At 29.1% G+C, this 11,422-nt stretch carries 12 protein-coding genes and 1 pseudogene; all 13 read left to right on the plus strand.

The features are described from left to right. Positions 1-46: 46 nt before the first annotated feature. Positions 47-718: a phosphate signaling complex protein PhoU gene (gene phoU / locus LBD57_RS01225; protein ID WP_373469527.1), complete on the plus strand. Its 672-nt coding sequence runs from the start codon at positions 47-49 to the stop codon at positions 716-718. A 46-nt stretch (positions 719-764) separates the two neighbouring features. Further along, complete coding sequence (locus LBD57_RS01230) at positions 765-2,042, plus strand: extracellular solute-binding protein (RefSeq protein ID WP_373469528.1); 1,278 nt, start codon at positions 765-767, stop codon at positions 2,040-2,042. A gap of 180 nt (positions 2,043-2,222) precedes the next feature. Next, positions 2,223-2,840, plus strand: a complete 618-nt coding sequence (locus LBD57_RS01235) for an HAD family hydrolase (RefSeq protein ID WP_373469529.1) — start codon at positions 2,223-2,225, stop codon at positions 2,838-2,840. Positions 2,841-2,969: 129 nt separating this feature from the next. Next, positions 2,970-3,197 (plus strand): annotated as a pseudogene (locus LBD57_RS01240) (peptide chain release factor-like protein); the annotation flags it as partial. Between the two features lie 42 nt (positions 3,198-3,239). Continuing rightward, complete coding sequence (gene radC, locus LBD57_RS01245; RefSeq protein WP_373469537.1) at positions 3,240-3,944, plus strand: DNA repair protein RadC; 705 nt, start codon at positions 3,240-3,242, stop codon at positions 3,942-3,944. A 122-nt stretch (positions 3,945-4,066) separates the two neighbouring features. After that, on the plus strand, positions 4,067-4,345 hold the full coding sequence (locus LBD57_RS01250; protein ID WP_373469530.1) for a glutaredoxin family protein: 279 nt from the start codon (positions 4,067-4,069) through the stop codon (positions 4,343-4,345). A gap of 7 nt (positions 4,346-4,352) precedes the next feature. Next, positions 4,353-4,829, plus strand: coding sequence for a ferredoxin-thioredoxin reductase catalytic domain-containing protein (locus LBD57_RS01255; RefSeq protein WP_373469531.1), 477 nt, complete (start codon positions 4,353-4,355; stop codon positions 4,827-4,829). An 11-nt stretch (positions 4,830-4,840) separates the two neighbouring features. Next, complete coding sequence (locus LBD57_RS01260) at positions 4,841-5,356, plus strand: cob(I)yrinic acid a,c-diamide adenosyltransferase (RefSeq protein WP_373469532.1); 516 nt, start codon at positions 4,841-4,843, stop codon at positions 5,354-5,356. A gap of 164 nt (positions 5,357-5,520) precedes the next feature. Then, a complete protein-coding gene (locus LBD57_RS01265; RefSeq protein ID WP_373469533.1) occupies positions 5,521-5,934 on the plus strand; it encodes an ABC transporter substrate-binding protein in 414 nt (137 codons plus the stop codon). A gap of 7 nt (positions 5,935-5,941) precedes the next feature. Then, the gene (locus LBD57_RS01270) at positions 5,942-6,358 is read left to right on the plus strand and encodes an ABC transporter substrate-binding protein (protein WP_373469538.1); all 417 of its coding nucleotides are present in this window, start codon (positions 5,942-5,944) and stop codon (positions 6,356-6,358) included. A gap of 24 nt (positions 6,359-6,382) precedes the next feature. Next, the gene (locus LBD57_RS01275) at positions 6,383-7,387 is read left to right on the plus strand and encodes a FecCD family ABC transporter permease (RefSeq protein WP_373469534.1); all 1,005 of its coding nucleotides are present in this window, start codon (positions 6,383-6,385) and stop codon (positions 7,385-7,387) included. Then, positions 7,384-8,160, plus strand: coding sequence for an ABC transporter ATP-binding protein (locus tag LBD57_RS01280; protein WP_373469535.1), 777 nt, complete (start codon positions 7,384-7,386; stop codon positions 8,158-8,160). The genes LBD57_RS01275 and LBD57_RS01280 overlap by 4 nt, the downstream gene beginning before the upstream one ends. A gap of 460 nt (positions 8,161-8,620) precedes the next feature. Beyond that, positions 8,621-11,218: an alpha-glucan family phosphorylase gene (glgP, locus tag LBD57_RS01285; protein WP_373469536.1), complete on the plus strand. Its 2,598-nt coding sequence runs from the start codon at positions 8,621-8,623 to the stop codon at positions 11,216-11,218. Positions 11,219-11,422: the final 204 nt, after the last annotated feature.

The following is an 11,422-nucleotide window of genomic DNA, read 5'->3' on the forward strand; positions in this document are numbered from 1 at the left end:
TCTAAATGTTTTTAGAGAAACTCAATGTCTTAGTTTAGGAGATGTTATGCGTCATTTTGATATTGAAATGAACGATTTACAAAATCGTCTTCTTGACATGGCCAGTCTTGTTCAAGAAATGATTAGAGCTGCTACTGTAGGGCTTTCAGGGAAAGATTTAAAACAAGTAGAAAAGGTGTATTCTTTAGAAAAAAAAGTTAATATACAAGAGATAGTTGTAGATGATAAATGTTTAAAACTTATAGCTTTAAACCAACCGGTTGGTACGGATTTAAGGTTTATAACTTCCGCTATGAGAATTAATAGCGATCTTGAAAGAATTGGTGACGAAGCTGTAAGTATCAGTAGAATGGCAAAAGACTTAGTAAAATATAAAGAGTTAAAGCCTCTTGAAGATATCCCTAATATGGTTCTAGCTGTTGAGAATATGGTTGTAGAATCTATTAAAGCATTTAATACAAGTGATGCCGACCTTGCTTTTACAATACTTAAAAAAGATGATGAAGTTGATAAATTAAGGGATAAAATTATTGATGATATTAAGAATATAATAGCAAGTTCTTCAAGTTCTGAACTTATCCAAAAAGCCGTAGATTTGATTTTTATTGCGAAAAGTATAGAAAGAATTGGAGATCATGCTACAAATATTTGTGAAGATATTATTTTTATGGTACATGGCAAAGATGTACGTCATCCGAGGGCAAATAATAAGATGTAATATTAGACAGACCTGTTAATGTTTTTAAGAGACACTGGAGTAAACTATGAATCATTTTAAACTAATAGTATGTTTGTTGCTGGTGTTTGTTTTTTTTGGCGCTTGTAGAAAAAATGTTATAAGTACTAAATATGATGTAGTTGTTTGGCATTGGATGCCAGAAAAGCAAAAAGCTTTTGAAGTTCTTGCAAAAAAATATCTTCAAGAAACAGGCATAAGAGTTGTTTTTAAAAATTACTATCCAAAGGATGTATATAGAAATAAGGTATCGATGGCGCAAGCGGCAAAAGAACTTCCTGAGATATTTAGCCCTCTAGCAGACAAAATAGAAATTGCTTCATTTATACAAGAAGGTTTTATTGCTAACCTTTCTAAAGATTTAAATGAAGAGTCTTGGAAAGATGTGTTTTTTGAGGAAGCTTTAGTAAAAGATTATTATGAAAATGGAAATGAGTGGAATATAGACCCTGGAATTTATAGTATTCCATTAGATATGCAATCTTTAATAATTTTTTACAATAAAGACTTATTTGCTAAAGCAGGACTTGATCCTAACATCCCACCTTCTATTTGGCAAGAATTCATTGAAATTGGGAAAAAATTGAAACAGGCCAATATAAAACCTTTTGTTAGTGGTTTTGCTCAAGGCTGGTTCATTGGATCTTTTGCTAAATTTTATGAAATGGATATTTTGGGCCAGAAAGGTATTTTAGAAACAATAAATGGTAAGCTTGCATATACAGATGAAAAGTGGGTTAAAATATTTAATCTTTTTAAAGATATGCAAGATAACGATTTTTTTGCACCAAGTATAATGAATATGACTAACAATGAAGCAGAAAAAGAATTTGCATCAGGAAAAGCTGCAATGATATTTGGAGGTTCATGGGCATTGCCTATGTATGCAGATGCTAAGAAAAAAATTAATTTAGGCATATTTTTACCTCCTCCAGTCTCTAAAAGTTCTTATGTTAAAAGCTTTACCTCTGGAGGAACATATTTTTATGTAAATCAGTCTTCTCCTAATAAACAAAAAGCTATAGATTTTTTAAAATGGTTGACTCAAATCTCTCAGCAGGTCCTTCTTTCTCAAGAAACTTTAAGTATTCCTGCAAATAAAGAAATAAAAGAACAGCTTCCTAAAATATTAAATATTTTTTACGATAATGCAAAAAATGCTTATCCTCCTTTACCAAAACAGGAAAGTTGGCAAGTAACTAATTATTTTAGTACAAATTTACAAGCTATTATAATTGGAGAGAAATCTCCTGTTGAAGCAGCTAAATATGTTCAAGTAGAAAAACAGAAACAAATAAAAAATTAAATGGTTGATAAATAACCTTGTGCACATAATTCTTGTAAATTTTTTGACAAGGCAAGGCAAGGACATAGGGTTTATCGTGTGATAAACACAAGTTTTCTAATGCAGCAGAATCCAAAATGGAGCACTAAGAATATAAGTTAAGGGTTTTAATAGTAGACCCTAAAGGAAGAGATTAGTTTTATGTCTGATAAAATTATAATTTTTGACTTGGGTAATGTTATATTTAAATTCGACCTGTTTAGATTTATCAAATTGTATATTAAGAAAGTCCCAGATGATAAGAAAATAACGGATTTTAACGCACTAAGTCCAAATTGTTTAAAAACTGCTCAGGTGTATGAAACTGGAGATATATCATCTTTGGATTTTTATGATCAGCTTGCAAAAGAAATGCATTATACAGGCACATATAATGAATTTGCAGTTGTGTGGAATAATATATTTGAACTTATCCCAGAAACTGTAGATGTTATAGCTTCTTTATCTGGCAGATATCATTTGGGGATATTATCAAATACCAATGAACTTCACTTTAATTTTTTAAAAGAACGATATCCTCAAGTTTTTTCTTTGTTTGATAAAATATTTCTTTCTTATGAAATGCGCTTACGTAAGCCTGACCGCGAAATATTTGAAAATGTGATAAAACATTATAATGTTTTGCCGTCAAAAATATTTTTTTCAGATGATTTAGAAAGGAACATACATGCCGCACAAGAAACAGGCATAAAAGCATATGTTTATACAAATACTATGGAACTTGTAAAGCAACTTAAACAGGAACAAATTGAAATATGATAGATTTTGGCGTAGCATTAAAGAAGCAAAATGAACTTGAAAAAAAATTTGAAAATATAATATTAAAAAGAGTGACATCAAAGAAGAATTCATAAGGTCTACAGGTAAAGGTGGCCAAATGTCAATAAAGTTTCAACAGCTGTTTATTTGAAGCACATTCCTTCCGGAATAGAAATAAAATGTTCTAAAGAAAGAAGTCAAGGTAAAAATAGATTTTTTGCAAGACGTTTGTTAGTTGAAAAATTAGAAAATCAAGTTTTAGGGATTATTTCTTCTAAGCGTAAAGAAATAAAAAAAATACATCAACAAAAAAAGAAGCGTTCTAAAAGAGCAAAAGAAAAAAAATTTACAATTAAAAAAGAAAACTTCTATAAAAAAAGAGATGAGGAAAAAAGTAACTTGTTAAAAAATACAAGTAATATAAAGTTACATTATGAAGGGCATAGGAAAAGATTAAAAGATAAGTTTTTTTCGAATGGTTTGTATAATTTAGCAGATTATGAAGTTTTAGAACTGGTTTTGACATACGTTGTTTTAAGAAAAGATGTGAAAATTTTGGCAAAAGAACTAATTTTTAATTTTGGAAGTTTAAAACAGGTTTTTGATGCAAGTCTCAAAGATCTAATAAAAGTTAAGGGAGTTTCAGAAAACATTGCGACGTTTATAGTATTTTTAAAAAAGTTTGCTTCTTTTTACTGTTTCTTAGATATAAAGAAAAAAAGTGTTTTAGATTCTCCAGAAAAAGTTTATAGTTATTTAATGTCGTCTATAGGTACAGAACAAGTTGAAAAATTTTATATTTTAAATTTAAACTCTAAAAATGAAATTTTATCTTGTTTAGAATTAGAAAGTGGAACTGTAAATAAAACATATTTAAACACTAGAAAAATTGCAGAACTTGCTTTAAAACATAATGCAGTATCTGTTATAATAGCTCACAATCACCCTTCAGGAATTCTTGTTCCTTCTAAAAATGATGTACATTCTACTTATAGCATAAAAAAAGCTTTAGAAATTATAGATGTTTTTTTACTTGACCATATAATAGTTGCAAACAATAAATATTTTAGTTTTAAAGAACATAATCTTCTATGCAAAAGATGAGTTGTAAGTATAATTTATTATATGTCAATGTTAGTATATAAAAGAAAAAATCGCTACATTGTCAGGGTAGCGTGTTATTATGCATTACAATAACTGTGTTTACACTGTAAAAGGAGAGTAGAATGATAAAACACGTAGAGGGTTCAAATGACAAACACTCAGTTTTTCTTTACACCTTGAGTACTTGTGTTTGGTGTAAGAAAACAAAGCAGTTTTTGCTTGATAAGGGTATTAAATATAGTTACATTGATGTAGATTTGCTTGAAGGTGCTCAGCAAAATAAGGTCATGTCAGAGATTTCTGCAGTTAATCCACAAGGGGGATTTCCTACTATACTTATAGATAAAGTAAAGACTATAGTAGGCTATCAGCCTGAAGCGATAAAAGAAATTTTACAATAGAGGATATATGGAAAATATAAAATCACCGCAAGAATTGAGAGTATTTTTAGAAACAAATGCTAAGGATAAAGGTTATTATTTAAACCAGGATACTTCTTTTGTTAATGCTTTGTTAGAGGGCCTTATAAGAAATTTAAATCGCTATGGCTATTCTTCTTGTCCGTGTAGATTGTCTACGGGAGACTACGCGTTAGATTCAGATCTTATATGTCCTTGTAGTTATATGGAAAATGATATACAAAAGTATGGATCATGTTTTTGTGCTTTATATGTATCAAAAGATGTGTATGAAAATAAAAAAACAATTTCATCTATTCCTGAGAGTCGTCCAAAAGAAAAAAATTTTGATGTTAACTATTCTCATGTTAGTTCTAAAACTAATGCAAAAGAATGGAAATGTGCTGTTTGTGGTTATAAGTATTTAGGTGATAACCCTCCAGAAAAATGCCCTAAATGTGGTGCATCGAGGGAATTTTTTAAGTAGGTTGATTTGTTATGATAATAGTAAACACAGGAAATGGTAAAGGTAAAACAACTGCAGCTATTGGTCAAGTTGTACGTGCTTTAGGACATAATTTTAAAGTGTGTATAATACAGTTATTTAAGAGCGATATATTTTATGGTGAGCAAGGTATCTTAAAAAATTTAGATGGCTTAGATTTTTTTAGTTTTGCAAAAGAACATCCATATTTTAACCATGGTATAAGTTTAGATACTGTTTTGAAACAGTGTTTAGAGGCTTTAGACAAAATAAGAGAAATTTTAAAAGGCAACAAAAAATACGATTTAATAGTATTAGAAGAATTTAATATAGCCTTAAGAGACCAATTTATTGATATTAATATTTTTTTAAAATTATTAAAAGAACTATCTTATAATTCAAAAATTATTGTTACAGGTAGAGGAGCTCCTCAACAATTAATAGAAATTGCTGATTTGGTTAGTGAAATGAAAGAAATTAAACATCCCTATAATATTGGCAGCAAATCACAAAAAGGTATAGAGTACTAAAGGCTTGTCTAAAAACCTTAACGTATGTCCTTAGTGTGCATTTTTCGACACTGCCGGTGGTGCTTATTATATGATAAGTTTTGCTGTTTTTGCCTTACTTTGTCAAAAAATTCACAATAATTATGTATGCATTAGGGTTTTTAGATAGATCCATAATTTAAAATATGAACAGTAAAATATTTTTTATTATCTTGATGTTATTTTTATTTTTTTCTAAATCTTTTTGTAAAGAGTATAAAAGGATTATTTCTTTAGCACCATCTGTAACACAAAGTTTATATGAATTAGGCTTGGAATCTTTTGTTAAAGGCATAACTACATTTTCTAAAAAAGGTACTACAAAAAAAGAAATTGTAGGAAATTTGTTAGAGCAAGATATAGAAAAAATAATTTATCTTAAGCCCGACTTAATTATTGCAACTAAAGATGGAAATATTCAAAGAACAGTTGATATGCTAAAGCAACATAATTATAATGGGTTTGATATTTATGTAATGGAATCAGCCCAAAGTTTTGATGATATTTGCACTAATTTTTTAAAGTTGGCAGAAAAATTAGGAAAATATAGAGTATGCTGAAAATATCATAAAACAAGCAAAAAAATCTCTCAAAGAGTCTTATGATAAAATGAGTATTAATAAAAACCTAAATGTCTTTTGGCAAATAGGTGCAATGCCTTTATATACTTTAGGGAATAAAAGTTTTATAAATGATTATAATTATTACACAAAAACTAAGAATTTGTATGGGGATATAAACTTAAAATATTTTTCTGTTGATATTGAGAACGTTCTTGAACGTAATCCAGATATTATAATAATCATTAATATGGGTTATCTTGGTATTAAAGAAAAAGAGATTTGGCAAAAATATAAGTTGTTAAACGCTGTAAAGAATAATAAAATTTTTGTTTTAGATGAAAAAGATTTGTTCATGTTAACGCCTTTAACATTTTCAAAAAGTGTAGAAATTTTAATAAATATTATTTACAGGTCTGTATAAAAACTAGCACAAAGGTTCTGTATAATGTTTTTCAAAAAAAAGATGTTAGTAATTTTTATATGTTTAACTATTTTATTGATATTTTCAATGCTAATTTCTCTATGGATTGGAACAACTAGTATATCAATATTTGATATTAAACACTTATTTGCTGTGAGAAAAGATATAAATCTAGAAAGAACAATTTTTTATATTCGTTTACCTAGAGTTGTTATGGCAGTTATTACAGGCGCAACTTTATCAGTAAGTGGTTGCGTTTTCCAATCTATATTAAAAAATCCGTTAGCTGATCCGTTTACTCTGGGTATTTCTGGCGGCGCTGCTTTTGGTGCTGCGATAGCTTTTGTATCAGGATTGTTTACCGTAGCGTCTGCTATTTTAGTTCCCTTATTTGCTTTAGGAGGTGTTTTAATTTCGGTTTTTATAGTTTATTTGTTAAGTTCTTATAAAAACTTTGATTCCAACTCTATGATATTGTCTGGAGTTGTTGTAAGTTATATATTCTCTTCTCTTGTAATGCTTTTATATGTTTTAGCGCCTTCTCAAAATGTACAGGCCGCTGTTATGTGGCTTATGGGGAATCTATCTTATGTAGATATTAATATCCTTCCAGTTGTTTCTATTTTTGCTTTTATTGGTGTATTGCTTTTGACTTTTTATGGAAATATTTTAAATTTAATAGCTCTTGGTGGCGAAAAATCTAAAACAGTTGGTGTAAACATAAATCAAACTATAAAAATTTTATTTGCTATAGCATCGATTATGACAGCTATTACTGTTAGCATGTGCGGCGTGATAGGTTTTGTAGGACTTATGATACCTCATATAATGAAAAAAATTGTTGGAGTAAACAATACTGTTTTAATACCAGCGTGTGCGCTTTTCGGAGCACTTTTCCTTTTAATTTGTGATACTGTAGCAAGAATTATAATTCTCCCTATACAAGTACCAGTAGGTGTTGTGACAAGCATTATAGGGGGAGTATTTTTCATTTGTTTATTTGTTAGAATGAAAAAAGAGACAAAATGATAAGAATAGAAAATGTATCTGCAGGGTACTTAAAAAAGCAAATATTAAAAAATATTAATCTTAATATAGAAAAGAATAGTTTTTTTGGTATTATTGGTAAAAATGGTTCTGGCAAAAGCACACTATTAAAAGTTATAGCTAGAGTACTTAGACCTTACAGTGGTAATGTTTTTATAAATTTGCAAAATATAGATTCATTTTTAAGGAAAGATTTTGCACAGCAACTTTCATTTTTGCCACAATATGTAGACACATCATTAAACTTGCCAGTAAAAGACTTTATAATGTTTGGAAGATATCCATATATGAAGGTCTTTAAAATTCCTACACAAAAAGATTATGCAGTAGTAAATAAAGTAGTAGATTTTTTAAAATTATCGCACTTTTTAAATAGGGAAGTTAACGAACTTTCTAGTGGAGAAAAACAGTTAGTTTTAATAGCTCAAGTTTTAGTACAAGAGACAGATGTCATTTTATTTGATGAACCTACATCTTATTTAGACATAGGTAAACAAAATGCTGTTTTAGGGGTTTTAAGAGAGGTAAATATAAAATTTAATAAAACTATTATATTGAGTTTGCATGATTTAAATGCTGCTAGCGAATTTTGTGATAAGGTAGCATTAATGGAAAACGGCAAAGTCTATAAGTATGGAAAAACAAAAGAAGTTTTGAATGTGCAAAATATAGAGAAGATTTATGATGTTAAAGTTATTGTGGGTGAAAATCCCATCTCAAAAAAAACATTTGTGTTACCTATAACTAATAAATAAAACAGTGATTAAGAATATATTTTAACTACTTGTTGTATGAAAAACAAAATGCTATCTAAAGTTTGCAGATATATTTAATCAAAAAAATCATTGATATTTTTTTATACATTTTGTATTCTAAATAATACTAGGATGTTTCTAAAAACCTTAACGCATATTCTTACAATGCCTTTTTTGGCACTGCTGCGTTAAAAACTTGTGTTTATTAACGATAAACCCTATGTGCTTGCCTTGCTTTGAAAAAATTTATAGCGATTATACACATTATGTATTAGACCCACACTTTTAAAAGCATACTTAGTTTGTGTTTTAAATTAAAACATTTTTAGATTAGAATGATTTTCTTTTATTTTTCAATGATAAAATACTAGCAATATAAAAGTTGTTGTAATAGCATATCTGAATTTTTTACTTTACTATACTAATAAAATAAATAAAAAATCTTTTTAAAGGAGTTAGTATGGATTTAGATTTGTTTAATGAAAAACAAGAAGCTTATTTTGCTAATAATGCAAAAACTTTTATAGCAATACCTGACTTGCCTGAATCCTTGCAACCTCTAATTGACATTGCCAATAATATGTGGTGGTGTTGGAATAGTGATGCAGTAGAACTTTTTAGAAGAATGGATAGAGACTTGTGGGAAGAAACTTACCATAGTCCCAAAATAGTATTTGAAAAAATTTCTCAAGAAAAATTAATTGAATTATCTCAAGACGATAGCTTTATTTCACAAATTGAAAGAGTTAAAAATTCTCTTGATAGATATATGAATATGCGCACATGGTACGATCAAGAATGTACGGATTATTCTAATTTTAAGTTTGTGTATTTTTCTACAGAATATGCTATACATGAAAGTCTTCCTATATATTCTGGAGGACTTGGAATTTTATCTGGTGATCATTTAAAATCTGCAAGTGATATGGGACTTCCTCTTGTTGGAGTAGGCCTTTTATATAAATATGGCTATTTTAAGCAATTATTAAGTAGTGACGGACTTCAACAAGAAGAACATATTGAAAATAATTTTTTACATATGCCTTTACAAGTTGTAAAAAATGAAGATGGATCTGAGCTAATAATAGAAATAGATACCAACGTAGAAAAAATATATGCAAAAGTTTGGAAAATCCAAGTAGGCAGAATTCCTCTTTACTTATTAGACACATATCTAGACAAAAATTCTGATTATATGAAAAATATTACAGGACAGCTCTATGGTGGAGATAGGGATATGCGTATACGTCAAGAAATTGTTTTAGGCGTTGGAGGCATGAAACTATTAAGAGCTTTAAATATAGAACCTGATGTTATACATATAAATGAAGGACATTCTGCATTTTTACTTTTAGAAAAAATTAGACAATATATTAAAGATTTTAACCTTTCTTTTGAGGCTGCTTTCCAAATGGTAAAGAGCACAAGTGTGTTTACAACTCACACCCCAGTACCAGCTGGAAATGAAGTTTTTTCAGCTGATTTATTTCTTAAATATTTTGACAAACTTTGTAAAGAGATTGGAATCACAAAAGAACAGCTTTTGCAATTGGGAGCTTTTCCTACCAAAGATTATAAAAATTTAAAAGATTTTTCAATGACAATTCTCGCTTTAAAAACTGTAAATAAGGCTAATGGTGTAAGCAGATTGCATTCAACGGTTTGTAGAGATATGTGGCAAGGTATTTGGGCGAGTCTTCCAAGAAAAGAAATACCAATAACATACATAACAAATGGGATACATACCAACACTTGGATTTCCTATGAATTTTCAGGGCTTTTTAATAGATACCTTGGAGATGCTTGGAGAGATGAGCCTGCAAATCATGCTGTTTGGGATAGGGTTTGGCATATCCCTGATGCAGAGTTGTGGAGAAGTCATGAAAGGAGAAGAGAACGCTTAGTTTCTTTTGCAAGGTCAAGACTATGTCATCAACTTGAAAGAAATGGTGCATCACAAAAAATGTTAAGTTATGCTGATGAAGTTTTAGATCCAGATGCACTTACAATAGGTTTTGCACGGAGGTTTGCAACATATAAGAGAGGTAATTTAATATTTAAAGATTTGCAAAGAATAAAGAAAATTCTTACTAATAAGTATTTTCCCGTTCAGATAATTATTGCTGGTAAAGCACATCCTCAGGATACTGCTGGTAAAGCAATAATACAAAATATAGTAGAATTATCTAAAGATCCAGAACTTGTACATAAAATAGTATTCTTAGAAGAATATGATGTAAATGTTGCTCACTACTTAGTACAAGGTACAGATATTTGGCTTAACAACCCTTTAAGGCCGGAAGAAGCTTCTGGTACGAGTGGTATGAAAGCTGCAGTAAATGGTGTTATAAACTTTAGTGTTTTAGATGGTTGGTGGTGTGAAGGTTATAATAAAAATAATGGTTGGACTATAGGTTCTATAAATTATTATACGGATAGAGCTTATCAAGATGAAGTTGAAAGTAATGATATTTATGAAGTTTTGGAAAAAGAAATTATTCCATTATTTTTTACGCGTGGACAAGATGGTATTCCTAGAGGATGGATACAAAAAATGAAATTTTCTATGCAAACTTTAGGCTCAGTATTTAATACGAATAGAATGATTGAAGAATATACAAGAAAATTCTATATTCCAACTTCTATACAGCACAATAAAATGATGCAGAATAATTTTGAGCTTGCAAATAAAAAAGCTCAATGGTTAAAAAATATATATACTAGTTGGGACAATGTTAAAATAATTTCATATAGTGATAATATGTCTAATGAGGTAAAAATATCCAAAGAAGTTACTATTAACGCTAAGGTATATTTAGGTGAACTTTCTCCAGATGATATATCTGTGCAAGTTTATAGTGGATATATAGATACAAACAAAGCTATAAATAGTGCTGTAGCAAATGAAATGTATTTAGTTAGTAAAGATGGCGATAATTATATTTTTGAGGCTAAGATCATAATTGATAAGGTTGGCAAAAATGGTTATACAATAAGAATTTTACCTAACTATAATGGAGAGATTCAATATATACCTGAACTAATTAAATGGGTATAAAATAATGAGCTATGATTTTTTGCTTTAGATGGTACTTTAGTAGACTCTCAAATGGGTTTAACAATTATTGTAAATTTGATTAGAGCTGATTCTGTTAGGTGTAGAGCAAGTTAGGGCTTACTAAGGTAAATTTTTACAAGCCAACAGGGGACATATTATATTTTCACAGCAAACTTTTTGACTTGAGTTTTTGCGGAATCAGAT

This window comes from Candidatus Endomicrobiellum cubanum (assembly GCF_031278955.1).
Taxonomy (GTDB): domain Bacteria; phylum Elusimicrobiota; class Endomicrobiia; order Endomicrobiales; family Endomicrobiaceae; genus Endomicrobiellum; species Endomicrobiellum cubanum.

Coding starts and splice junctions, on each gene's coding strand:
- phoU (WP_373469527.1), top strand. CDS start 47: ATGCGTCATTTTGATATTGAAATGAACGATTTACAAAATCGTCTTCTT.
- LBD57_RS01230 (WP_373469528.1), top strand. CDS start 765: ATGAATCATTTTAAACTAATAGTATGTTTGTTGCTGGTGTTTGTTTTT.
- LBD57_RS01235 (WP_373469529.1), top strand. CDS start 2,223: ATGTCTGATAAAATTATAATTTTTGACTTGGGTAATGTTATATTTAAA.
- LBD57_RS01250 (WP_373469530.1), top strand. CDS start 4,067: ATGATAAAACACGTAGAGGGTTCAAATGACAAACACTCAGTTTTTCTT.
- LBD57_RS01255 (WP_373469531.1), top strand. CDS start 4,353: ATGGAAAATATAAAATCACCGCAAGAATTGAGAGTATTTTTAGAAACA.
- LBD57_RS01260 (WP_373469532.1), top strand. CDS start 4,841: ATGATAATAGTAAACACAGGAAATGGTAAAGGTAAAACAACTGCAGCT.
- LBD57_RS01265 (WP_373469533.1), top strand. CDS start 5,521: ATGAACAGTAAAATATTTTTTATTATCTTGATGTTATTTTTATTTTTT.
- LBD57_RS01275 (WP_373469534.1), top strand. CDS start 6,383: ATGTTTTTCAAAAAAAAGATGTTAGTAATTTTTATATGTTTAACTATT.
- LBD57_RS01280 (WP_373469535.1), top strand. CDS start 7,384: ATGATAAGAATAGAAAATGTATCTGCAGGGTACTTAAAAAAGCAAATA.
- glgP (WP_373469536.1), top strand. CDS start 8,621: ATGGATTTAGATTTGTTTAATGAAAAACAAGAAGCTTATTTTGCTAAT.